This is a genomic window from Bradyrhizobium sp. UFLA05-89, assembly GCF_059803475.1.
Genome location: NZ_JBANBA010000006.1, coordinates 1 through 23553 on the forward strand (window position 1 = coordinate 1; position 23553 = coordinate 23553).

Here is a 23553-nt window from a genome sequence, read left to right on the forward strand (position 1 = left end):
GAGCAACATCGTCGTCTCCAGGTTGAATGGATTCAGCAACCTCAGTCTGGCCTCAGACCCGGTCGCTATCCACTCCCCATGGAATCTTCGCTGCGCTCGCAATGACGAAGTGCGAGCAATAGCACCCGCTATCGCAAGTCCAGAACGCGTTGCTATGCACTTCGCGCTGCAGCGAGAGCCGGCGATCTACCGGCAGGACAATCCGGCATCGATCGTGGTCCAGAAGCCGCAATGTTCCGGTGCAGCCATCGGCGCGCCGGCGTGGGCCTCAAAGAGCAGGATCGCGATGGTGAAGACGACCAGTGCGGAGGAAAACAGGAAGAAGCGGTTCATCATGATGAATGGCGTTTAGCTGACATCATGGTCGAACTATGACCGGCGACGCTGAATGAAACCTGAAACCGGCGCGTTACACGATTCGTAGCTCTACGCTGTCGGCCATGACGACCTGTGCAGGGCGGTGCTCGATGCGGGGCTGTCCGCTACGACGTTGTTCCTCGGGCGGCCCCGCTTGGGGAACTGCCGGCCCGCCCTCCCCTCACCGCGCCAGCCATTCCGCGACCTGCTTCTGCGAATCCGCGCGGGCCTCGGTGTCGGTTCCGACATGGCCGCGATCGGGCGTTGCCACGTCGGGGCTGGTGGCAGGCGCGTGCAGCGGGAGGTTGGCGCGGTCGAAATCGTGATAGGCGCCGGGATAGACCACGATGCGTGCGAGCGCGCTGCGGCCGTAGGCGCCGTCCACCATCTGGCGGCAGGCCGGCGGCGAGGAGATGTCATCCTTGCCGCCGATCAGGAGCAGAGTCGGCACGCGCGTGCTCCAGCCGAGCCCCGCCGAAATGCGGCAGTCCGGATAGAACGCGATCGCGGCGCGAAAATCCGGCGCACCATCGCGGCCGGCGTTTTGCGGGCGCACGGCCCAGAGCAGCGCGCTCGCACCATTGGCCCAACCGATCAGGCTGACGCGATCGCGCGCGACCCAGGGCTGCTTCATCAGCCAGCCGCGTGCCGCCGCGATGTCGGCAACGCGCTCGCGCCGCGCCTTGACGTGCACGTCCTTGACGCGGCATTGCGGCCCGACTTCGCGCGAGCCGTAGCTGTCGGGCCAGAGCACCGCGTTGCCGGCCTTGAGCAGTTGCTCGGTCCAGTCGCGGTAGCGCGGCAGCACGGGATCGGAATGACCGCCAAGGCCGCCGCAGCCGTGCAGCGCGATCACGGTCGGAAACGGGCCATCGCCATCGGGCTTGTAGAGCTGCGCGTGCAGTGCTCCCGAGCCAAGCGGAATCTCGATCGCCTGCGGCGCGGGCGCGGCGCGCGCGACCGACATCAGGAGCATTGCGAAGAGAATGGTGAACGGAAGGCGCATCGGAGACTGCCGGGTCATGAGCGGACCGGGACCAACGATCCTTCGCCGCAAAATTATCACGCGGAAATGCCTGCAAAACATCACAAATCGGTGGGTTTAACGGGCGGACAAGCGACCCCATCTATGCTAGATTGAAATCAACCAAATCACGCCCCTCACGCGGGCTTCCACGGAGACGATCGACCGTGCTGAACAAGTTCGGCCCCTCGGGCCATGGCGAGGCGCAGGTGCAATATCTGGACGGCGATTTTCGCGTGATCTCGCCGGGGACTTATGTGCGCTGCGCCGTGACCGACACGCGGATCCCTCTCGACGAGCTGAAATACTGGAGCGTCGACCTGCAAGAGGCCTACGCCCAACCGACCGCCGTGCTGCAACGGCATTTTCCGCGCGCGCTGACGTCGCAGGAGTGATGGCCGCGCTGGCGGCGACGGCGATGGACGACAGTTCACGCGAATTCTCCCGTTCGAGCCTGCATCGATAGGCAGCATTCGATGAATGGCGGCTGAATGGGGATTGCGCAGGGTGGGCAAAGGCGCGCAGCGCCGTGCCCACCATCTTTCCCTAACCGAGACAGAAAGTGGTGGGCACGCTTCGCTTTGCCCACCCTACAAACTGCAATTCAGCGCCCGCTACAAACTGCAATTCAGCGCGCCGCGAACCTGCTCTCTCTTGCCCTGAACAGGCGGTCGCTGACGAAACGGCGCAGGCCCGGCATATCGTCGAATTCGAGCGTGACGGCGAACGACACGATGTCGGGGCTGAGGCCCGCCATGCCGCGCAGGCGCGCGAGGTCCTTCTCGGTGGTGACGAGCGTGAGCTGCTCGCGTCTTGCCTCATCCACCATCGCATCGATCTCGGCCTTCGAGAACATGTGATGATCGGCGAAAGGATGCGCGCGCGCGACGTCGATGCCACTGGCACGCAGCGTCCGGAAGAAGCGCTCGGGATCGCCGATTCCGGCAAAGGCGAGCACCGGCTTGCCGAACAGCCGCGCGACCGATACAGCCTCCGGCTTCAGACGCGCGCGCAGCACCGGTTTTCCGCGCGCGGCGATTTCGGCGGCGATGCCGTCCACGGCCTGTCCGTCGCCGATCAGAACAAGCGCGTCGGTGCGCGACATCTGCATCTTCAGCGGCGCGCGCAGGGGCCCTGCGGGAAACACCTCGCCGTTGCCGATCCCGCGCACGCCGTCGATCACGATGAGCGAGGCATCCTTCTGGATGCGCGGATTCTGAAAGCCGTCGTCCATCAGGATCACGGTCGCGCCCTGCGACCTCGCAAGCGCAACACCACTGATGCGGTCGCGCGCCACCGCGACCGGCACCTCGCGCACCATCATCAGCGGCTCGTCGCCGACATCGGCCGCGCTGTGCCTGGCAGCATCGACTATCACCGGGCCCTGCAAGCGCCCGCCATAGCCGCGGCTGAGCACGACCGGAGCTTCGCCGAGCGCGCGCAAGAGTTTGGTCAGGGCCAGCACCGTCGGCGTCTTGCCGGCGCCCCCGACATGATAGTTACCGACGCAGAGCACGGGAATGCCGGCATCAAAGCCCTTGCGCATCATGCGGCGCTCCGCGACCGCGCCATAGAGCGCACCGAGCGGCCGTAAAAGATGCGACTTGAACGAACGTGGCCGGTACCAGAAGGCCGGCTCACGCATTGGCGGCTCCCATCTCGAGCCGGAGCTGAAGCAGATAGGGTTCGAGGGCCACGAGCGTGCGATCCAGCGCGCCGCCGAGCTGCTCCACCACGCCATGGCCGGCGCGCTGCATCTTGTCGCGCACGGCGGGATCCGCGAGCAACTGGCCGAGCTGCTTCACCAGCGCCTCCTGGCTGTCGGCGACGCGCGCGCCGCCGCTTTGGTCGAGCGCCTCATAGAGCTCGCTGAAGTTGGAGACGTTCGGCCCGTGGACGATGGCGGCGCCGAGCTTGATCGCCTCGATCGGATTCTGGCCGCCATGCCCGATCAGCGATTTGCCCATGAACACGATCGGAGACAGGCGGTAGAACAGGCCGAGCTCGCCCATGGTGTCGGCGACATAGATGTCGGTCGCAGCCGTCGGCAGCTCCTCGCGCGAGCGCTGGCCCGGCTTCAGGCCCGCGGCCGTGATCAACCCCGATATCGACGAGCCGCGATCCGGATGACGCGGCACGATCACGGTCAGCAGCGAAGGAAAGAAACCAGTGAGCGTGCGATGCGCCGAGATCAGCATCTCGTCCTCGCCCGGATGGGTCGAGGCCGCGACGATGATGGGACGTCCCCGCGTCACCGCCATCAGCCGCTCGAGCTTTGCGGGATCTGCGGGCGGGGCCGGCACGTCGAGCTTGAGGTTGCCCGTGATCGCGACGTTCTGGCTGCCGAGCGCGGCAAAGCGCTCCGCATCGGTCTTCGACTGCGCGAGGCAGATGTCGAACTTGGAGAGCAGCGCCGAGATCGTGCCCTGCACCCGCCGCCAGCGCGGGAAGGAACGCGGCGACATCCGCCCGTTGATCAGGACCATCGGCACGCGCCGCGCGGCGCCCGCCAGAATCAGGTTCGGCCACAGATCGGATTCGATGAACAAAGCGAGCGACGGCTGCCAGTGATCGAGGAAGCGCGCGACATAGCGCGGCGAGTCATACGGCACGTATTGATGGATGACGTCGGGCGGAAAGCGCTTGGCCACCATCGCGGCCGAGGTCACCGTGCCCGATGTCAGCAGGATCCGCAAATTGAGGTCGCGTAGCCGCTCGACGAGCGCCGCTGCGGCCAGCACCTCGCCGACGCTGGCGCCGTGGATCCAGACCAGCGGGCCATGCGGCCGCACGTCCTCGCTGAGGCCGCGCCGTTCGCCGACGCGGGCCGGGTCTTCCTTGCCCTGCTTGAGCCGGCGCTTGATCAGCGCAGGCGCGAGCGGCACCAGGCCGGACGACAGCCGCTGGTACATCCGCAGCGTCATCGGCAGCGAATTAGGCATGGTCCGGTTCCGGGCGGCCGAGTTGGGCATAGGCGAGGCGGGTCGCTTCGTTCAACGTCTCCTCCAGCTCCTGCCGCAGCGCCTCCATGGTGGCGGCGTCGGCGTCCGGAGGGACGTTGATTTCCTTGATGCCCACCAATGCGCCTCGCCCAAATGGCAAATTGATGGTGGTGCGATCCCAGTTCTTGAGCCGGATGAAGCGGCTGGTCGCCATCGCGAAAGGCATGATCGGCCGCCCCGATTCCCGTGCCAGCATGATGATGCCGAGCCCGGCGACGCGCGCGCGCTTCGGGACATCGGCCGTCAATGCCACATTATAGTTGTCCTGGAGCGCCTGCACCATTTCCCTGAAAGCGCCGACGCCACCTTTACGGTGGAAGGCGCCGCCATGGTCGCCGGAGCCGCGGATGGTGCCGATGCCGAGCCGCTCCACCGCGATGGCGTTGAACTCGCCGTCGCGATGCCGCGAGATCAGCACCTTGGCCCGGTAGGACTCCTTGTTCTTGATGAACGGCGTCAGGAAATGCTGACCGTGCCAGAAGGCGAAGATCGCCGGGATCCGTGGCTCGACCTGGCCGTAGACGTCTGGCGGATCGAACGTAAACTTGTTGGTCCGCCAGACCAGACGCAGATATTCGGCCGCCAGGAAACCGGCGGCACGCTGAACGAAGCTGCTTCGCAGCGTATTGCGAAGCAGTCTCTTCAACGCGCCGGCTTCGGTTCTTGACCCGGGTCGAGCAGCCGGTGGAGATGGACGATGAAATAACGCATCTGCGCATTGTCGACCGTGCTCTGCGCCTTGGCCCGCCAGGCGGCGTGAGCGGTCGCATAGTTCGGGTAGAGGCCGACGATCTCGACGTCGTCCAGATTCTTGAACGTGTTGTGTTCGAGGTCGACGAGCTCGCCGCCGATGACGAGATGGAGCAGTTGTTGCGGGGCGCTATCTGACATGGGTTCTCTTCCTAACGGGCTGCCCGGCAAGCAGTGATCGATAAGCACGACGGACGCGCTCAGGGCAAGGGGCGCTTTCGAAAATGTGCGACAATGTTTGCATGACGGTCGCGGCCCGCGGCCACCAGCACCCCGTGCGCCACTTCCCGGCGATTATAGAGGAGGGGATCTCCGGAGAGGTCGCTCATCCTACCATCCGCTTCCTGCACGATCAAATCGGCCGCCGCAAGGTCCCAGTCATGGCTGTTGCCCCCCGCAAAAGCCGCATCGAGCGCGCCATGGGCAACCCGGCAGAGGCGGAGCGCCAGCGAACCGATTCGCGGATGCAGCTTGATCTCGCCCAGTGACGGCTTGAGGCGCTCGACCAGCGGCTTCGGTCCGGCAACCCGGGAGAAATCGAGCTCTGAGCCTTCCGTCGCCCGCACCGGCACATCGTTCAAGGTCGTGCCGCGTCCGCGCGCGGCGAAGAAGAACTCGCCGCTCGTCGGCGCAAAGACAGCGGCGAGAATGGGCGATGCATCCTCGACCAGGGCCACGCTGACGCACCAGTCGTCATGACCATTGAGATAGTTGCGCGTGCCGTCGATGGGATCGACGACCCAGACCAGCCGCCGCTTCAGCCGCGTCTCGTCGTCGGCGCTCTCCTCCGAGAGCCAGCCATAGTCAGGTGTCGCACCGCGCAGGCGCGCCTCGAGGAGATCGTTGACGGCGATGTCGGCTTCGGAGACCGGCGAGGAGGCGCCCTTGATCCACTTCTTCAGCTCGGTGCGGAACATCGCATGAGCGAGGCTCCCTGCTTCCCGCACCGTCTCCTTCAGCAGCGCCGCGTCGCGTGTCAGGATGGTCTCGCCGATCGTGCTCGCGTCAACGTCCGCCAAGCGTCAGACCCTCGATGCGCACCGTGGGCGCATTGATACCGTAGCGGAACTCGAGATCGTTGGCCGGCTGCATTGATTTGAAAATCTCGAACAGATGGCCCGCGATCGTGACCTCGCTGACGGGATAGGTGGTCTTGCCGTTCTCGATCCAGAAGCCCGAGGCGCCGCGGCTGTAGTCGCCGGTGACGCCGTTGACGCCGGAGCCGATCAGGTCGGTGACGTAGAAGCCCTGCTTGATGTCGGAGATCAGCTCGGCCGGCGTCGGCGTTCCCGCTTCGAGATGCAGATTGTACGGCCCCGGCGAGGGCGAGGAGGAGACGCCGCGATGGGCGTGGCCGGTGGTCTGAAGCCCGAGCTCGCGCGCGGTCGCGCAGTCGAGCAGCCAGGTCGTCAGCACGCCCTCGTCGACCAGCGCCTGGCTCTTCACCGCGACGCCCTCGGCGTCGAAGGTCTGCGAGCGCAGGCCGCGCTTGCGCAGCGGATCGTCGATGATGCGGATGTTCCTGGCAAAGAGCTGCTGGCCGAGCTTGTTCTTCAAGAAGCTGGTCTTGCGCGCGATCGAGGCGCCATTGATGGCGCCGACGAGATGGCCGACCAGCGAGCCCGCGACGCGCGGATCGAACACGACGGGTACCTTGCAGGTCTCGACCTTGCGCGGATTGAAGCGCGCCACGGTGCGCTCGCCCGCGGAGCGGCCGACCGTTTCGGGCGACAGCAGATCGGCGGCATGCGGCGCCGAAGTGAAATCGTAGTCGCGCTCCATGCTCGTGCCTTCGCCGGTAATCGCGGTCGCCGAGATGCCCTGGCTGGAGCGGAGGTAAGAGCCTTGGAAGCCGGTGCTCGTCACCAGCACCATGCCGCCGATGCCGGCGGAGGCCGACGCGCCGCCGGATTTCGTCACGCCTGTCACGGCGAGCGCGGCGGCTTCGGCTTCCAGCGCGCGCCGCTCGAGCTCGGCGGTGGCGGGCACGTTGGGATCGAGCAGGTCGAGATCGGGGAAGTCGCGCGCCAGCAGCGCGGGATCGGCGAGGCCGACATATTTGTCGAGCGGGGCGACCTTCGCCATCGCAACCGCGCGTTCCGCGAGCTTGGTCACGGCGTCGCCGCTGACGTCATTGGTCGAGACCACCGCCTGGCGCTGGCCGACCAGCACGCGCAGGCCGACATCATCGCCCTCGGAACGCTCGGATTCCTCGACGCGGCCGTCGCGGACCTCGACGCCCTGCGAGATGCCGCGCACGGCGACGGCATCGGCCGCGTCCGCGCCGGCACGCTTGGCTGCCTCAACCAGCCGCTGCGCGAGATCTGACAGCGCGGATTGATCGAAAAGGTCGCGGTTGGCCTTGGACGAAAGCGTCGAGCTTGCGGATGGTGAAGCGTTCACGAACGAAATCCTGTCGGGATTGGCGGTTTCGAAGCCAGTTGCGGCCAAACCAACCAGATGTGCCCAATTGGAGCGGACTTCAAGCATTTTCAGGTCACGAAAAGCTCAGATTCTCGCCTTTCGCGCAACGTCCCGTCAATCATGCGCGCCAAGGTCTTGTCAATCATGCTGGGCGGTGACGCCTCCTTAACCAGCCTTTTTAAGCCGTTTCAGCAACCTGTCGCGCTAAGGTCCTCGCATCGACCGGGAACATAATCCCGGCGGGGAGACTTACGAGCCGTGAGGCGTCAAACAGCAACAAGCGGGGCCAATCCCGCCGGGTCGAGCCGCTCCTTGCGGCTCGACCCTCTTTCTCTGCCGGTCCGTTTCGATGCGCATGATCCGCGCGCCGACGGCCACGTCAGGCACATCGAGCTTCATCGCGAACGCGTCGTGCTGCGCCGTGCCGTGCGCGGCATGCAGATGGCCGTCAATGTCCGCGTCAGCGATTTCATCGGCATTGCGCTACGCGGCATCGACGACGCGCAAATGCTCGTCCTCGTGCATCGCGATCCTTCGCTTGCCGTTCCGCTTCTCGTCAGCGCCGACGCCGACGAGATCGCGAAGGCATGGACGATGTGGAGCGAGATCTTCGCCCTGCCCCAGCTGGACGAAGCCAAACGCGATCCCGCAGCCCGGCGCCGCCGCCGCAACGCGATCCGCGATCGCCGTCCGAAATTTCTGGTACGCCGGCGCGCCGGCGTCGCGCGCGAGCTGCCGGTCCATCGCGACGAGCGCGAGATCATCGCGAGGAATTGACGGTGCCATAGGGTGGGCAAAGCGAAAGCGTGCGCACCTCTTCTGTCGCAATCGTGGAAAGATGGTGGGCACGGCGCAAGCGCGCCTTTGCCCGCCCTACGATGCCCGCATCACCGCGTCGGCAAGCAGCCCCGCAAACAGCAGCAACCCCGCATGCTTGTTCGACTTGAACAGGCGAAGGCAGAGCGCCCCGTCGCTGATGTTCAACCGCTTGACCTGCCAGGCCAGATGCGCGGCAAAGGCGGCGAGCCCGAGCCAGGCCGGCCAGCGTACGTCCGCGGAGGCAAAGGCGACGCCGATCAGCATCACCGCGAGCCCGTAGAACATGATCAGCGCCTGATGCGTGTGCGCGCCGAACAGGCGTGCGGTGGACTTGACGCCGATCAGCGCATCGTCTTCGGCGTCCTGATGCGCATAGATCGTGTCATAGCCGATCACCCAGGCGATCGAACCGGCGTAAAGCACGAGCGCCGTCGGATCGACGCGCGCGAAGGTGACGGCAAAGCCCATCAGCGCGCCCCAGGAGAAAGCGAGGCCGAGGAAGACCTGCGGCCACCAGGTGACGCGCTTCATGAAGGGATAGATGGCGACGATCACGAGAGAGGCGATGCCGGTCATGACCGCAAAGCGGTTGAACTGGAGCAGCACGATGAGGCCGACCAGCGCCTGCGCGACCAGGAAGGCCAGCGCCTGCTTCACGGTGATTTGTCCCGCGGGCAGCGGCCGCGAGCGCGTGCGCTCGACCCTGGCATCGAGGTCGCGGTCGGTGATGTCGTTCCAGGCGCAGCCGGCGCCGCGCATGACGAAGGCACCGATGAAGAACAGGACGATCGTAAGCGGCAGATGACGAACATCGCGTGCGATGCCGGCGGCCAACGCCGCCGACCACCAGCACGGCATCAACAGCAGCCAGGAGCCGATCGGGCGATCGTAGCGGGACAGCCGCAAATAAGGCTGCGCCCATTGCGGCGCGATTGTATCGACCCAGTTGCCGGTGGAATCGGCAACGCGGGCGGATGCGCTAGTGCCCGGTTTTCGAAGTTCGTATTCCATCGCAATGCATTCCGGTACGAACTTCGAAAACTATAAGATCACTCGCTAGAAATCATAGTTCACGTGCCGCCGATTTGAAGTTCCGATGAGGTCTCGCGGCAAGCACCGTAGGAACTTCAAATCCGCGGCACACGCCTCATCGGGTCAGGACGTTGCCGTTGAGCGTGTCGAAGGTGTTGCCGCCCTTCTTGGCGGCGTTGGCTTCGGGCGCCGACCCGGAGCCCACCACTTCGCTCAGGGATGGGCCGGCCGGCCCGCGCTGCTTGATCTGCTGCGCCACCTGGCAGACCTTGTTCTGCATGCCCTCGCTGTTCTTGTGCCCGGCCTTCAACTGCTCGCTGATCTGCTGAGGAATTCCGCATTTGGCGGCGTTGGCCTCGACATATCTCATCATCTTCACTTCGGCCTGGACGAAACTGCCAATCAGCTTGCAGGCCTCATCCGGCGGCGCATGGCGATCGCTTGCGGCTTTGATCAGCTTGCCGCGCTTCTCCGTCTCGTCCCGCAGCGCCATGAAGGCCTTCATGCACTGCTCGGCGCCGGCGCTGGGCGCGCTCGGCGACGCGGCGCTGAAGCCGCCCCCGCCGACCGGCGGGGCGCCATTGGTCGGGAACGAAGCCTGCGGTGGGGCCCCGATGCTGGCGACCGGCGCGCGGCCGTTGACCGGCGGAAAAGCGGAATCGTTCGCGGGGGCCGCAGCCTGGCCGGGCAGCGGCGCGGGGAACGCGCTCTGCGCCTGGACGCTGGCCGCGCCCATCGCCACCATGGCGGCAGTGATCGGAACCATCAAACGACGGATCATCAAGGCTGTATCTCCGGCAGGATCCACAGGGGGGGGGTGGCGCCTTCCCAATTGAAGCGCAACCGGCGTTTTCGCGCTTTTACGATTCCTGCCGGACCTTAACAACCCGTCGAATAGGGCAAGAGCGCGGCGCGGGGACGCACGCTGAAGGCAATATTTACCCCCAAATCCCTGCTTTCGGTTAAGAACGCCGCAAACCGGACCCTGAACGCATGCCTTCCCACGACTTCCGTGCCCCCCGCCTGTTCGTCGAGGCCGACCTCATCCAGGACGCCCGGGTCGCGCTCGACCGTGACCAGAGCAATTACCTCGGCAACGTGCTGCGGCTTGGCGCCGGCGATCCCATCCTGGCGTTCAACGGCCGCGACGGCGAATGGCAGGCCGCGATCGAGGGCCGCAAACGCCCCGATGCCCTGGTGATCCTCCAGCAGACCCGCACGCAGGATAACCTGCCTGACCTCGCCTACGTCTTCGCTCCGCTCAAGCATGCGCGGCTGGATTACGTCGTCCAGAAAGCGGTGGAGATGGGCGCCTCGACCCTCCAACCGGTGGTGACCCGCTTTACCCAGGCCTCGCGCGTCAATGGCGAGCGCATGCGCGCCAACGTCATCGAAGCGGCCGAGCAGTGCGGCATCCTGAGCCTTGCGACCGTGGCCGATCTGGTTCCGCTCGAGCGCTTCCTCAGCCAGCGCGCCGCACAGCGGCTCCTGGTGTTTTGCGACGAGGCGGCGGAGACAGAAAACCCGATCGAGGCCCTGAAAACGGCGCGCGATGCGGCTCAGGGCATCGACGTGCTGATCGGCCCCGAGGGCGGATTTGCCGAGGAGGAGCGCGTCCTGGTGCTGCGCCAGCCCCATACCCTGCGCCTGGCCCTGGGTCCGCGGATCCTGCGGGCCGATACCGCGGCGGTAGCGGCCCTTGCACTCGTCCAGTCCGTGCTCGGCGATTGGGGCGGCCATCCCGGCTAGGTGACCATTAAGCCATTGGTCCATTGGAGGTCGAAACCGTCATCGGGCCATGCTAAGGGGCTGCGCCAACACGCGACCTCACCTTGCCCGCCCCGGTCCCGCCGGGACAAACGGACCTCATCATGACCGCGACTGCCACCTCAAATGCTGCCGGCTCCGCCGCCTGGGCGGATACGCTGCTGTTGTCGTTCGCGCAGGCCGGTTACGTCCACGCCGAGCCCCCGATTCTCCAGCCGGCCGAGCCGTTCCTGGATCTCTCCGGCGAGGACATCCGCAAGAGCCTGTACCTCACCACCGACCCGACCGGCGAGGAACTCTGCCTGCGCCCGGACCTGACGATTCCCGTGGCCCGCGATTACCTCGCCTCGGGAAGCGCCGGCGAGCCCGCGGGCTTCAGCTATCTCGGCCCGGTGTTTCGCTACCGGAGCGGCCGTCCGAGCGAGTTCCTGCAAGCCGGCATCGAATCCTTCGGCCGCCAGGACCGCGCCGCGGCCGACGCCGAGATGCTCGCACTGGCGCTGGAGGCGACCGCAGCCTTCGGCGTTCGCGACGTCGAGATCCGCACCGGCGACGTGGCTCTGTTCAATGCCGTGATCGACGCGCTCGACCTATTTCCGGTCTGGCGGCGCCGGCTGATCAAGGATTTCAATCGCAAGATCAGCCTCGAGCAGGATCTGGGACGCCTCTCGATTGCAACCGCCACCACCCGCAACGAATATGAGGGAGTGCTGGCGGCCCTAGCCGGCTCCGACCGCAAGGCGGCGCTTGCGCTGGTCACCGACCTGATGTCGATCGCCGGTACCACCAATGTCGGGGGCCGCACGACGGCCGAAATCGCCGACCGCTTCCTGGAGCAATCCACCCTGAAGAGCGGCGCCCTGCCGCCCGAGGCGCTGACCGTGCTCAAGCGCTTCCTGTCGATCTCAGGCAATCCGGATCAGGCGGTCGCCGAGCTGCGCGCGCTCGCCCTGGACACCAGGCTGGATATCTCGGCGGCGATCGACCTGTTCGAGAACCGCGTCGGCTTCATGGCCGCGCGCGGCATCGACGTGAAGGAGACGCGTTTCTCGACCTCGTTCGGACGCGGTCTCGACTACTACACCGGCTTCGAGTTCGAAGTGCATCACAGGGGCAATGGCGTTGAGCCGCTGGTCGCTGGCGGCCGCTACGACGGCCTGATGACCCAGCTCGGATCGCAGACGCCGATCCCCGCGGTCGGCTTCTCGGTCTGGGTCGATGCGCTCGCCACGATCGGCCGCAAGGGAGCTTAAGTCATGAGCGCGCCGTTCGTTCTGGCCGTTCCGTCCAAGGGCCGCCTCCAGGAAAACGCCGAAGCCTTTTTCGCCCGCGCAGGGCTGACGCTGTCGAAGGCGGGCGGTGCGCGCGATTATCGCGGCACCATCGCCGGCCTCGACAATGTCGAGATCGCCTATCTCTCGGCCAGCGAGATCGCCTCGCAGCTGGCCCGCGGCATGGCGCATCTCGGCGTCACCGGCGAGGATCTGGTGCACGAGAACATTGCGGATGCCGACAAGCGCGTCGCGCTGATCGAGCGGCTCGGCTTCGGCTATGCCGACGTCGTGGTCGCCGTGCCGCAGGCCTGGATCGATGTCCGCACCATGGCCGATCTCGACGACGTCACCACCGGCTTCCGCGAGCAGCACCACCGGCGGATGCGGGTCGCGACCAAGTTCATCAACCTCACGCGGGCGTTCTTTTCGAGCCACGGCATCGTCGACTACCGGATCGTCGAAAGCACCGGCGCGACCGAAGGCGCGCCTGCGGCCGGTACCGCCGAGCTGATCGTCGACATCACCACGACCGGCGCCACGCTTGCCGCCAATGGCCTGAAGATCCTCGACGACGGTGTCATGCTGCGCAGCCAGGCCAATCTGGTCGCCTCCAGGGACGCCGACTGGTCGCCGGAGGCGCGGGAGACGGCGCGCGTGATCCTCGATCACATCGCGGCCCGGGCGCGGGCAAACCAATACCGCGAGGTCCGCACCCGCTTCCGGCAGTGCGATGCACCATTGCTGAGCGAGGCCCACCGGAATTTCGGCGTGGAAGCGCCGTTCGGCGGGCCGACCTCGTCGGGGATGTTGACGCTGCACTGTCCACCCGCAAAACTCTATGCGCTGGCGAGTTTCCTGCGCGACCATGGCGCCGAGACCGTCTCGGTGGTCTCGCTCGACTACGTCTTCGACCGCGAGAACCCGCTGTTCGCCAAGCTCGAGGCGTTCCTGCGGCAGTGAGGCGCGGGGATCCCTTGGGGCGCGTTCAGCGTAGCGACAGCAAACGACAGCTACCATATGCCGTTCGAACGAGTTTTGAGTGCTCTGGAACCTTGATCGATGACGCTGGGCTCTGACGTTTCCGCCCTGACCACCACCGCAACGAGCGCCGCGGCCAAAGGGCTGTCGATTGTCGTGCCGGTTTATAACGAGGCGGCGGGCCTTGCCTCGCTGCACCAGCGGCTCTGCGATCTCGCCAGGACGCTGCGGGACCGCTATCGCCTCGCTTGCGAGGTCGTCTATGTCGACGACGGCAGCGCCGATTCGACGCTTGCGATCGCCCGCGCGCTGCCGGCCGACGCGATCGATGTGCAGGTGGTGTCGCTGTCGCGCAATTTCGGCAAGGAGGCGGCGCTGATGGCCGGCCTCGACCATGCCCGCCGCGGCGCCGTGATGTTCATGGACGGCGACGGCCAGCATCCGCCGGCGCTGGTGGAACAGCTCGTCGGGCACTGGATCGATGACGGCTACGACGTTGTCTATACCGCCAAGGCGCATCGCGACAACGAGCCGTTCCTGCGCCGGCTCGCCGTGCACGGCTTCTACGCGCTGATCAATTGGGGCGCCCGGCAGAAGATCCCTGAAGACGCCGGCGACTTCCGCCTGCTGTCGCCGCGCGCAGTCGCAGCGCTGCGGCAACTGCCCGAGCGCAACCGCTTCTTCAAGGGGCTCGCAAGCTGGATCGGCTTCCGCCAGATCCGCGTCGACTACGAACCCGCGGCACGCGCCCATGGCGTGACCACCTTCAATGCGGCGCGGCTGCTCGGACTCTCGATCGAGGGCCTGACCTCGTTCTCGGTGGCCCCGTTGCGCTTTGCCAGCCTGCTCGGCGTCGTGCTCGCCGGCGTTGCCTTCCTGTTCGGCCTCTCCATCCTCTGGGAGGTCTTCACCACCGGCAAGCAGGTGCCCGGCTATCCCTCGCTCGTGGTCGGCCTGATGACGATCGGCGGCGTGCAGCTCATCATGATCGGCATCGTCGGCGAGTATATCGGCAAGATCCTGTCCGAGCTGAAGGCGCGCCCGATCTACTTCGTCGCCGAGCACAGCGAGAAGCGTGTCGAGACCGGCAACGCCGACGACGCCTCGAGCCGGACGGCGGCCGAATGAACGAAGCGGCGAAGCCGCGGCGTATCTGGCTCTGCGCCGACGATTACGGGATCAGCGCGGGCGTCAACCGCGCCATTCGCGACCTCATCGAACGCAGCCGTCTCAATGCGACATCGGTGATGATGCCGGGACCTGCAATCGGTCGCAGCGAGATCGACGCGCTGGAAGCGTCTCGGACGAAAAGCTCGCGCTGCGCGATCGGATTGCATGTCACGCTGTCGGCACCGTTCCGCCCGCTGACCATGCATTTCCGCCCGCTCGAAGGCGACATGTTCTTGGCCTTCCCAAAGCTGCTGCGTGCGGGACTGATGCGGCGGCTCGACCGTGAGATCATTTACGCGGAGGTGAAGGCTCAGCTCGCGGCCTTCACACAGGCGTTCGGACGCGCGCCTGATTTCGTCGACGGCCATCAGCATGTGCAGCTCTTTCCGCAGGTGCGCGATGGCTTCGTCGCCGCAATCCGCGACGCCGCGCCAGAAGCCTGGGTGCGCCAGGGCGGCCGCGAGTTGCCGCTTGCACAGCGGCTCGGCTCGCCGAAAGCGCTGGTGCTGGATGTCCTGAGCGCGCAATTCCGCCGCCGCGCGCGGCAGGCCGGTCTCGCGTTCAACCCTGGCTTCGCTGGCGCCTATGATTTCACGCGCGACGAGACTGATTTCGGCAAGCTGATGGGCGAGTTCATCGCGGACCTGCCGGACGGCGGTCTCGTGATGTGTCATCCCGGCTTCGTCGACGAGACGTTGCGGAGCCTCGATCCAATGACTGATGTCCGCGAGCGCGAACACAGATACCTCGCAAGCGAGGCATTCCCTCAGCTCCTGGCAGCGAACAACGTGACATTGGCATGAAACCGCGGGCCGCAAGGGATCGGGCAGCTTGTCGCATACCGAAATTTAATCCGCGACCTACTGTTGGCGCCACAATGGAACCCTACATCTTCGGCGCGCTTGGTTCGCGCAAGGGAGATCGATCATGACGCCGCAAGAACGCCAGCTCGTCGACGAGCTTTTCGACCGGCTTTCCAAGCTTGAAAATGCACCGCGCGATCCGAATGCGATCGCCGCGATCAATGACGGCCTGAACAAGGCGCCCAACGCCATGTATGCGCTGGTGCAGACCGTTCTGCTCCAGGACGAGGCGCTGAAGCGCGCCAACGCCCGCATCCAGGAGCTGGAGGCCGCACATGCGCCTGAGCAGGCGCAGTCCGGCGGCTTCCTGGATTCCATGCGCGACACCCTGTTCGGCGGTGGCCAATCGCGCGGCTCGGTTCCGAACGTGCCGCAACGCGAGCAGCGACCGGTCTGGAACTCCGGCCAGGCGATGCAACAGGCCCAGCCGCCCGGCTACGGCCAGCCGCCTTACGGGCAGCAGCAGGGTTACGGCGCGCCGCCCTTCGGTGGTGGCGGTGGCGGCGGTTCCTTCCTTGGCACCGCGGCAGCTGCCGCGGCCGGCGTCGTCGGCGGCTCGATGCTGCTCTCCGGCATCCGCAACATGATGGGCGGGATGGGCGGATCGCATCAGGCTTTTGGCGACACCACGATCATCGAGGAGCGCGGTGGCGGCGGCAGCCCGTGGGGCGGCAGCAGCGACCAGTCCGGCGGCTCGCTCGCGCGCGATGCCGGCGTCAACGACATCGGCTCCAACCGCGGCCGCGATGATTCCCACCAGGGCCTCTTCGACCAGGCGTCGAACGATCAGAACGACGATCAGCAGGACTACGACGACGACAACACCGACATGGCCGACGACAGCGATTTGGGCGGCGATGACGACGGCGGTAGCGATTACGCCTAAGCAACGTCACCATCAAATGCAAAACGGCCGCCTTTCGGCGGCCGTTTTCGTTTCGCGGCTCTCGCGGCGATCACATCACCACGACCCTGGTGCCGACATTGACGCGGCCATAGAGGTCGATGACATCCTCGTTGCGCATGCGGATGCAGCCGGAGGAAACGTTGGTGCCGATGGTCCAGGGCTCGTTGGAGCCGTGGATGCGGTAGAGCGACGAACCCAGATACATCGCGCGCGCGCCGAGCGGATTTTCTGGACCGCCCTCCATGTGCCGCGGCAGGTCGGGACGGCGTGCGATCATTTCCGCTGGCGGCGTCCAGGCCGGCCATTCGCGCTTGGCCGTGATCGCCTTTACGCCCGACCAGGTGAAGCCTGGGCGGCCGACGCCGATGCCGTAGCGCAGCGCCTTGCCGTTGCCTTCGACCAGATAGAGGAACTTGTTGGGCGTATCGACGACGATGGTGCCGGCGCCTTCCCTGCCCTCGTAGGCGACAAGCTGTTTTTCGAACTTCGGATCGAACTGACGCGAGCGCGGATCGACGGCTTCCGCCTGCGGCACTGCGCCCTGCATCTGCGGCTCGCCCATCGGCGGCAACTGGCGCTGGTCGTAATAGGCCGGCTGCTGCTGATACGTCGGCTGCTGCTGCGGATAGTAGCGCTGGCCCCGCTCCTCGCCGCCGAACAGGAATTCGATGAAGCCGCCGCCCATGTTGGCATTGGAGGCGACGCGCACCGGCTGCGGCGGAACCTGCGGCGCATAGAGCACGGCGGGCGGATCGGATGGCACGGTGTTGTCGAAGGCGGCGGCGCGGTCGATCCCGGCAACAAAGGTGCATGCGCTGCCGAGCAGCGCGACAGACATTTTCTTGAACATCGACGTACTCTGTACTGTTTCGTCTGGTGCGTTCATCGCGGCAGGCTCAGACTGGCCCTTCGCGATGCGGCCCACTTAAAATCAAAAGCCGTTTGGTTTGGTAAACGGAAACCGTGTTTTGATTCACCACGTCGCGAACATCAGCCCCTTTTGCCCGCTAGCGTTTATTTTCGGTGAACGGCTGATACGCATGGTTAATCGCTGGTGTGCGCGCGAATTGCGAGCAATCGCAAAGCAGTTCCCGCCGTGAACGTCGTGTTAAATCCCTTCTGTCTACAAAGACCGCGTGAGTGAGGTGGGGGGAGTTCCAATATGGCTGTTCACCGCAAACGTTTTCGCGTCGAGGAAGCAATCGTCGGCGAGATGCCCAGTCCAGAGATGATCGACGAGGCTGCTCCGATGCACAGCGAGATCATGGCCGAGCTGCGCGCGATCCGCGCGCAGATGGCGCGCAACAGCCACGCCGGGCACGCCTCGCTCCCGCCGAGCGAAACCGTCATGGCCCAGGAAGTCGCCGACGCACGCGCGATGCTGGAGACCTACCGCGCCCAGATCGAACAGTGCGAGAAGCTGAAGGTCGAGCTCGACCTCATCCACGATGCCATCAGCCGAACCAAGCGCGAGATCGCTGTGCTGCACGGCAAGAGCTTCAACGGCGAGGAGATGGCCAAGGTCAATGGCGAGCTCGGCGCGGTGGTCGGCGGCACCGAGCAGGCGACCCAGCAGATCCTCGAAGCGGCCGAGTCGATCGACCAGGCCGCGAGCGCGCTCTCCAAGGTGGACTCGGTCGACCAGCAGAAGCGGCTTGCCGACGACATCCAGGAACGCGTCATCTCGATCTTCGAGGCCTGCAACTTCCAGGACCTGACCGGTCAGCGCATCAGCAAGGTGATGGGCACGATGAAGTTCATCGAGCAGCACATCAATGCGATGATGGAGATCTGGGGCGGCGTCGACGCGATCAAGGCCCACGCGCCGCCGATCATCGACACCCGCGATGAAGACGCCAAGCTCCTCAATGGCCCGAAGCTCGCCGGCGACGTCGGCCACGCCTCGCAGGACGACATCGACGCCCTGTTCGACTGACCGGACGGGACATAGAGAGAAGCAAAACGCCGGCGCCAAGCCGGCGTTTTTGTTTTCGAACCTCACCGCAAATCCAGACACCGGCACCCTCGCCCGCAAGGGGACAGGGGAGGAAGCGTGCCCGTGGTTAATCTCGCTTCAACGGCCTTCGCAGGCGCCGCATGGCGCATCCACGGCCCGTTTACGCATCGCGCCCTATCGTTTCTCTCAAGGACCAATCCATAGGGGGAAACCATGGGACATCGTACCCGGCCGACGGCCGCGGAAGACTTCGCGCCCGCCGATCTCTTGCAAGGACTTCTGGTGATCTCGTCGTTCGGCTTCTGGGCCGTGATGCTCGGCCTGATGCCGGTGCTGCTGTTTCGCGTCTGGCTCGCGGGCTGACGCGAAATAGTTAATCCGCGGTAGCGTCCGTGTTCCAATTGTGCGGGAGCCAGCGAGGCGGATGTTAAAACGTTTCTAGTATCACTCGCGCCCGCAAGCGAAGAACTCGCGGGGGGCGTTTAGTGAATACTCGAAATGATATGGCGCCTGGTTATCCGGCCGCCGAGCAGCAGGGCTTTACCACCGAGGACATCCTCTGGGCCGCCGGCATCTGGTCGGTGATCCTCACGCTGTCACCGGTGATCGTGTTCTACATGCTGATGGTGGCGTAGTGCTTGATCTCGAGATTCCGGGTTCGCCCTTCGGGCGCCCCGGAATGACAACGGAAGACCGAAAACGCAAAACGCGCGGGCCAACCGCGCGTTTTTCGTTGCCCAGGAAAAATGAACAATAAAAACTACGCGGCCTGCTTGTGCATTGCGCCGGATGCCGACGCCGTGCCACGGATTGCCTTGACTGAACGCTCGATCGCGGCCCACAGCCTTGCGATCTCCTGCGCGGCGCGGCTCTCCGCCTGATATTCCCGCGCGCCCTCGCCGTGGCTCAGCGCCATCAACAGATCCGAGCGGTTGGTGATCTGGCCGCCCCAGACCGGGGCGCGGAATTTTGCGAGCGCCTCGCGGGCGATGGTGACGATCGGGCTTTCGGCTTCGTCGCGGCGGGCGGGTGCGCCGTTGAGCACGACTGCGTAGGGCTTGCGCGCGGCGCGGCACATCTGGATGGTTTCCTGCACCGCGTTGACGTCGAACACGCCAGGCCGTGCCGGAATGACCACCATGGTTGCGTTCTTGATCGCGTCGTCGACCACGGCCGAAAGGTTCGGCGGCGTGTCGATCAACACCCATTCATAGCCGTCGCGCTTGGCAGCGGAGACGATGCCGCTGACCGAGTTGACGGCGGCCTTGATCGGCGGCTCGTTGGTGCCACGCAGCTTGTGCCACAGCGTGAGCGAGCCCTGCGGATCCGCGTCTACCAGCAGAACCTGTTTGCTCGCCTTGATCTGCGCGGCGAGATGTGCAGCAAGGGTACTCTTGCCCGAGCCGCCTTTACGCGATGCAAAAACAATAACGTTCATACCCTTGGCCTCCAGATTGACCCCAGGTCGCGAAAATGAATCAGCGCGCTGATTCGTGAAAGAAAAATTTACCGGGAGTTGCGTCACCGCCACGAAATAAAGGGCGTGTTGGCTTTTGAGTCACACTGCACGCGACGTCGTGGACATGAATTGCCATGAATGGCCGTTCGCCACGGCAAATCCTGCGTTTTTCAAGCAATCGTTCGGGAAGCGGCGGCACGCAACCTGCCCGAGCAAATCGATTCCCGACTCTTTTCGGCCGGGCGAAGGCGGAATTGCTGCATGGAGCTCGCCGAGTGACGCGTGAACAAAAGGAGTCCTTCGGCCAACATCACACATCATCACTGAGTCATTTTTACTCAGCCCGCCGCGAACTCCTTCCCCTCCTCCCATAGGGAGAAGTCGATTTGCGTCTGGCGATGCCCAGCATCGTCCGGCGCAAATCGGGTGAGGGATTGAGGTCCCACGAGAGAGTGAAACCCCTCACCCGCGCCTTCGGCGCGACCTCTCCCCATGGGAGAGGTGGAAAACGCGGCTCGCGGTTGGCGCCTCAGGTATCGTCGGCCTTGGGCTTCTTCTTGCCGGACTTGCTGCTCGCCGTCGTCTTCTTCGCGGCCGGCTTGCTCGAGATCTTCTTCCTTGCCACCGGCTTGATGTTGACGGGCTGGCCGGCTGCTGCCGCGTCGGGTTCCGGTCCCTGGCGGAAGAATACCGCGCACTGCGGCGAGAGCTGCGACTTTTTCTGGATCATGCAGGCGGTGATGGCATCGACGTTGGGCACGAACTCGCCGCACAACCGCATCGCATCGGGTGTGCAGGCCTGCTGCTGCTCCGGCGTATAGGCCTGGCTGGTGGCGGGCTGGACGGTGAAAGCCAGCGCGATCGCAGAGATCGCGGCAGCCAGGAACTTCTCGAAATGAAACGCCGGCATGATCCCCCCAATCTTTCCGAGTCGAAGGGAATAGTGGGTGAACGCTTCCGCGTTGGCAACCGAGCCGCGAGGCGAAAACCGCGAGCTGTGCGCTCCCTGCAACAGAAGACGCCAAGGCGATGCCTTGGCTATGGCGGAGCGCCCGGTGGGGCTCTTTCCAAGTGTCCCGTTGCGGAGACACGCTCTCCCCGGCCCTCTCCCGCAAGCGGGAGAGGGAGCGCCGCCCGCCTCCAACAAAAATCTCGAAAACAACCCCATGCAAAGTAGCCGGCGCGATCCGCGCGGACTCTTACGGATTTTACGAAATTCATTTGACACGTCGGGCAAATCACCGGCATTATGCCATCATCGACGGGTGTGGGGTGGTCAGCGGATATCCCCTCGAGGCGAGGACCGCATGGCTATCGTGTTGATCGTCGCGCCGGTGTTTGCCCTGATCGCGGCCGGCTATGTGGCGGTGCTGTTTCGCTTCGTCTCCGAGAGCGCACACAAAGGCATCTCCGAATTCGCCTTCAGCATCGCCATCCCCGCGCTGCTCTTCCGCACCATCGTCGTCTCGGAATTCCCGCATCTGAGCGCCTTCAGGATGTGGGGCGCCTATTACGGGGCGCTGGCAATCACCTGGCTCGCGGCGCTGGCGCTATCGGCCCTGCTGCGCGAGCGGCGCGAGGACCGCGAGGACGGCGTCGTGCTCGCGATCGGCTCGGTCTATGGCAACATCGTCATGCTCGGCATTCCGCTCACACTCTCGGCGCTGGGCAACGAGGCCGCGGGGCCGATGGCGCTCATCCTGTCGGTGAACACGCCGCTGCTCTGGCTCTGCGGCACGCTTCAGATGGAGCTGGTCGACCGCAAGCAGAAGGGCTCGGCGCTATCGATCATCCTGCCGGTGATTCTGGATCTTGCGCGCAACCCGATCATGCTGGCGATCGGTTTTGGCCTTATCTGGCGCCTCACCGGCTTCGGCCTGCATCCGGTCGTCGACAAGACGATCGAGCTGCTCGCGCAGGCGGGATCCCCGGCGGCGCTGATCGCGCTCGGCATCAACCTGTTCCGCTTCGAGATCAAGGGCGAGAAGCTCGGCATCGTCGTGATGTGCGCGCTCAAGCTGCTGGCGATGCCGGCGGCCGCCTTCCTGCTGGCAAAACTGTTGGGCCTGCCGCCGCTGGCGGCCGGCGTGGTCGTGCTGTTCGCGGCGATGCCGACCGGCGCGAATGCCTACATCTTTGCGGTTCAGTATCAGCGGCTGGTGAACCCGGTGTCGGGCGCCGTTGCTCTGGGAACGCTGCTGGCGGCGGTGACGTTGCCGGTGGTCGTGCTACTCGTCGCGCATCTGCAATAGCGGACCGAGCAAAAAATCAAAAGGCGCACACTCAGTGTGAGATATGTCACGGCCGTCAAGGTCGCCGGATCATATGCTGCGCCGAACCTCACAGCAGGATGCGGACCATGCAAATGCTCTTACACGATCATTTCATACAGAACTGGCCCATGCTGGCCGAGCTATCCCCGACGCAGGGGCAGCAGTTGATGGCTCTCCTTATGTGGATGTTCTCTTGGCTATGGGCATTGGGCGCCGCGGCCTCCATAACGTCATACCTGACTGTGTTCCAGCACCTGGATCAGCACCTGGCTCAGATGATGTTTGTGGGCTTTTTTCTTGTTGCGTTCTCCGTTGGATTGATGGTTATCGAAAGCCGGAGTGCTGGTCTCCATGCGGCGAGTGCAAAAGTTTCGAAGCAGCTCTCCTTGAGATTCAGCAGTCTGGCTTCAGCATGCATGATTGCCGGGCTGCTGCTATTGCTGATGACGTTCTCGGTGTGGGGGTACTTCCTGATGCATCCGCCTCACTAGAGCATGATCCGCGTGGAGGGTTTTCCGCCGCATTGAACTCGCGCCAGAGATCCATCCTCAAGTCAGCGCCAGATCAGCCAGAGCAGCGGCGCCAGGATGCAGAGGCTCAAGGCCACACCGAGCGACAGCCGGCCGAACCTGTGCAGCATCGACAACTGCGAGGGATCAATATTGGGCTGCAAATCCAGCCAGCGCCGAAAGCGCTCCAGCAGCCAGCCGAAGAGGTGAAAGAGAGCTTCGGCCAGCCGGATTACGAGTTCAAAGAGAATTTCGAAGATGAAGCCGGCCAGATCATCGAGGATGAGGTCGAACAGGATCTCCATGCACATTCACCGAGCTGTCGGCCCATCCACCGGGTCGCTGCTCGTACCTGACGTGGGGATCGAATGCGCATGGCGACAGAAGCTGGCGCTTCACCTTCCCGGGATCGTCCCGTGATGTCGGGCCAAGCTGGCATCAATCAAATGAGCGCGAAATCCTGAGCGAGTTGATTGACGGGCAAAGTGCTGCAGTGCACTTCCGCCTCGTCGTCCGATATCGCCCACCGGGCGTTCCTGCTGGCAAGGCTGTCCGGGCGCGCCAAACAGGTTAGGCGACTGCCGTCAACCTGCTGTCCGTTTCGCTGCTTGTGAAGAGTAGCCGTCTGCGAATGGCTTCCTCGACCAGCGCCAGTGTCTGCTTTGCTTCGCGGGCATCAGCCTCGGCCGCCTGTGCGCGAAACTCGATTGCCGTCAACTGATCTTGCTGAGCTTCGATACGCTTCTGGGCTTCCTCAAGAGCCATGGAGGCGTCTCTCAGCTTGCGCTCTGTGGTGGCTATGAGTTCGCGTTGCGCCCGCTCGGCGGCCTCAGCGCGAGCCTCCGTCTCGCGAACACTCTCCTCCATGCTGCGGAATAAATCCGCTGCCTGATAGACAAGCCCGAGAGCCCGAGCACCCGTGTTAGGCGAGGAGGACCTTGCAAACCCAAGGACAGTCTCTCCATCCGGTATTGATCTGCTGAAACCG

28 protein-coding genes are annotated in these 23553 nt (G+C 64.8%); 14 read left to right on the top strand and 14 right to left on the bottom strand.

Translation table 11 applies throughout. The annotated features are described in order from the left end of the window. Positions 1-352: hypothetical protein (locus SO139_RS04895; RefSeq protein ID WP_498539750.1), on the top strand; the 352-nt coding region annotated here is incomplete at its 5' end. A 186-nt stretch (positions 353-538) separates the two neighbouring features. Here the strand turns inward: SO139_RS04895 and SO139_RS04900 are convergent. Further along, complete coding sequence (locus SO139_RS04900) at positions 539-1363, bottom strand: dienelactone hydrolase family protein (protein WP_449376799.1); 825 nt, start codon at positions 1361-1363, stop codon at positions 539-541. A gap of 185 nt (positions 1364-1548) precedes the next feature. Between SO139_RS04900 and SO139_RS04905 the strand changes: the two genes are divergently transcribed. Continuing rightward, positions 1549-1776, top strand: a complete 228-nt coding sequence (locus SO139_RS04905) for a DUF2093 domain-containing protein (protein ID WP_449376800.1) — start codon at positions 1549-1551, stop codon at positions 1774-1776. 233 nt (positions 1777-2009) lie between these two features. Here the strand turns inward: SO139_RS04905 and lpxK are convergent, their stop codons facing one another. From lpxK to SO139_RS04935, 6 genes are read right to left on the bottom strand one after another with little or no spacing between them, the layout of a single operon-like run. Continuing rightward, positions 2010-3026, bottom strand: coding sequence for a tetraacyldisaccharide 4'-kinase (gene lpxK / locus SO139_RS04910; RefSeq protein WP_449376801.1), 1017 nt, complete (start codon positions 3024-3026; stop codon positions 2010-2012). After that, positions 3019-4353, bottom strand: a complete 1335-nt coding sequence (locus SO139_RS04915) for a 3-deoxy-D-manno-octulosonic acid transferase (protein WP_449376802.1) — start codon at positions 4351-4353, stop codon at positions 3019-3021. Before SO139_RS04915 ends, lpxK begins: the two co-directional genes overlap by 8 nt. Next, entirely contained in the window at positions 4316-5029 is a 714-nt protein-coding gene (locus SO139_RS04920; protein WP_449376803.1) for a lysophospholipid acyltransferase family protein, read from the bottom strand. The genes SO139_RS04915 and SO139_RS04920 overlap by 38 nt, the downstream gene beginning before the upstream one ends. Further along, complete coding sequence (locus tag SO139_RS04925; protein ID WP_449376804.1) at positions 5026-5274, bottom strand: DUF4170 domain-containing protein; 249 nt, start codon at positions 5272-5274, stop codon at positions 5026-5028. Before SO139_RS04925 ends, SO139_RS04920 begins: the two co-directional genes overlap by 4 nt. A 59-nt stretch (positions 5275-5333) precedes the next feature. Beyond that, positions 5334-6152, bottom strand: coding sequence for a 3'(2'),5'-bisphosphate nucleotidase CysQ (locus tag SO139_RS04930; protein WP_449376805.1), 819 nt, complete (start codon positions 6150-6152; stop codon positions 5334-5336). Continuing rightward, on the bottom strand, positions 6139-7536 hold the full coding sequence (locus SO139_RS04935) for a TldD/PmbA family protein (protein ID WP_449376806.1): 1398 nt from the start codon (positions 7534-7536) through the stop codon (positions 6139-6141). Before SO139_RS04935 ends, SO139_RS04930 begins: the two co-directional genes overlap by 14 nt. Positions 7537-7815: 279 nt before the next feature. Between SO139_RS04935 and SO139_RS04940 the strand changes: the two genes are divergently transcribed. Then, positions 7816-8334: a DUF6101 family protein gene (locus SO139_RS04940; RefSeq protein ID WP_449376807.1), complete on the top strand. Its 519-nt coding sequence runs from the start codon at positions 7816-7818 to the stop codon at positions 8332-8334. Positions 8335-8430: 96 nt separating this feature from the next. On the opposite strand, the gene ubiA is transcribed toward SO139_RS04940, so the two are convergent. After that, positions 8431-9387, bottom strand: a complete 957-nt coding sequence (gene ubiA, locus SO139_RS04945; protein ID WP_449376808.1) for a 4-hydroxybenzoate octaprenyltransferase — start codon at positions 9385-9387, stop codon at positions 8431-8433. A 136-nt stretch (positions 9388-9523) separates the two neighbouring features. After that, positions 9524-10189, bottom strand: a complete 666-nt coding sequence (locus tag SO139_RS04950; RefSeq protein WP_449376809.1) for a hypothetical protein — start codon at positions 10187-10189, stop codon at positions 9524-9526. Between the two features lie 212 nt (positions 10190-10401). On the opposite strand from SO139_RS04950, the gene SO139_RS04955 reads away from it, so the two are divergent. The 6 genes from SO139_RS04955 to SO139_RS04980 all read left to right on the top strand — a co-directional run bounded on the left by SO139_RS04955 (position 10402) and on the right by SO139_RS04980 (position 16346). Then, positions 10402-11157 carry a 16S rRNA (uracil(1498)-N(3))-methyltransferase gene (locus tag SO139_RS04955; RefSeq protein WP_474802408.1) on the top strand — a complete coding sequence of 252 codons (756 nt, stop codon included), beginning with the start codon at positions 10402-10404 and terminating at the stop codon, positions 11155-11157. 122 nt (positions 11158-11279) lie between these two features. Then, a complete protein-coding gene (locus SO139_RS04960; protein ID WP_449376810.1) occupies positions 11280-12428 on the top strand; it encodes an ATP phosphoribosyltransferase regulatory subunit in 1149 nt (382 codons plus the stop codon). Between the two features lie 3 nt (positions 12429-12431). Then, a complete protein-coding gene (gene hisG / locus SO139_RS04965; protein ID WP_449376811.1) occupies positions 12432-13409 on the top strand; it encodes an ATP phosphoribosyltransferase in 978 nt (325 codons plus the stop codon). A 99-nt stretch (positions 13410-13508) separates the two neighbouring features. Then, positions 13509-14555: a glycosyltransferase family 2 protein gene (locus SO139_RS04970; protein ID WP_449376812.1), complete on the top strand. Its 1047-nt coding sequence runs from the start codon at positions 13509-13511 to the stop codon at positions 14553-14555. Beyond that, entirely contained in the window at positions 14552-15400 is an 849-nt protein-coding gene (locus SO139_RS04975; protein ID WP_449376813.1) for a ChbG/HpnK family deacetylase, read from the top strand. Before SO139_RS04970 ends, SO139_RS04975 begins: the two co-directional genes overlap by 4 nt. 124 nt (positions 15401-15524) lie before the next feature. Then, the gene (locus tag SO139_RS04980) at positions 15525-16346 is read left to right on the top strand and encodes a DUF2076 domain-containing protein (RefSeq protein ID WP_449376814.1); all 822 of its coding nucleotides are present in this window, start codon (positions 15525-15527) and stop codon (positions 16344-16346) included. 70 nt (positions 16347-16416) lie between these two features. On the opposite strand, the gene SO139_RS04985 is transcribed toward SO139_RS04980, so the two are convergent. Next, positions 16417-17217, bottom strand: coding sequence for a L,D-transpeptidase (locus SO139_RS04985; RefSeq protein WP_449376815.1), 801 nt, complete (start codon positions 17215-17217; stop codon positions 16417-16419). A 312-nt stretch (positions 17218-17529) separates the two neighbouring features. Here SO139_RS04985 and SO139_RS04990 point away from each other — a divergent pair, with 312 nt between their 5' ends. The 3 genes from SO139_RS04990 (at position 17530) to SO139_RS05000 (ending at position 18959) form a co-directional block, all read left to right on the top strand. Further along, the gene (locus tag SO139_RS04990) at positions 17530-18303 is read left to right on the top strand and encodes a protein phosphatase CheZ (RefSeq protein ID WP_449376816.1); all 774 of its coding nucleotides are present in this window, start codon (positions 17530-17532) and stop codon (positions 18301-18303) included. 234 nt (positions 18304-18537) lie between these two features. Next, positions 18538-18687: a hypothetical protein gene (locus SO139_RS04995; protein ID WP_449376817.1), complete on the top strand. Its 150-nt coding sequence runs from the start codon at positions 18538-18540 to the stop codon at positions 18685-18687. Positions 18688-18809: 122 nt separating this feature from the next. After that, complete coding sequence (locus SO139_RS05000; protein ID WP_498539751.1) at positions 18810-18959, top strand: hypothetical protein; 150 nt, start codon at positions 18810-18812, stop codon at positions 18957-18959. 125 nt (positions 18960-19084) lie between these two features. On the opposite strand, the gene SO139_RS05005 is transcribed toward SO139_RS05000, so the two are convergent. Continuing rightward, complete coding sequence (locus tag SO139_RS05005) at positions 19085-19762, bottom strand: AAA family ATPase (RefSeq protein ID WP_449376819.1); 678 nt, start codon at positions 19760-19762, stop codon at positions 19085-19087. Between the two features lie 550 nt (positions 19763-20312). Further along, entirely contained in the window at positions 20313-20693 is a 381-nt protein-coding gene (locus SO139_RS05010; RefSeq protein ID WP_449376820.1) for a hypothetical protein, read from the bottom strand. A 397-nt stretch (positions 20694-21090) separates the two neighbouring features. Between SO139_RS05010 and SO139_RS05015 the strand changes: the two genes are divergently transcribed. Further along, a complete protein-coding gene (locus tag SO139_RS05015) occupies positions 21091-22035 on the top strand; it encodes an AEC family transporter (RefSeq protein ID WP_449376821.1) in 945 nt (314 codons plus the stop codon). A gap of 107 nt (positions 22036-22142) precedes the next feature. Next, on the top strand, positions 22143-22547 hold the full coding sequence (locus SO139_RS05020) for a hypothetical protein (RefSeq protein ID WP_449376822.1): 405 nt from the start codon (positions 22143-22145) through the stop codon (positions 22545-22547). Positions 22548-22609: 62 nt separating this feature from the next. On the opposite strand, the gene SO139_RS05025 is transcribed toward SO139_RS05020, so the two are convergent. After that, positions 22610-22870 carry a hypothetical protein gene (locus tag SO139_RS05025; RefSeq protein ID WP_449376823.1) on the bottom strand — a complete coding sequence of 87 codons (261 nt, stop codon included), beginning with the start codon at positions 22868-22870 and terminating at the stop codon, positions 22610-22612. A 265-nt stretch (positions 22871-23135) separates the two neighbouring features. Continuing rightward, positions 23136-23432: a hypothetical protein gene (locus tag SO139_RS05030; RefSeq protein WP_449376824.1), complete on the bottom strand. Its 297-nt coding sequence runs from the start codon at positions 23430-23432 to the stop codon at positions 23136-23138. Between the last annotated feature and the right edge of the window lie 121 nt (positions 23433-23553).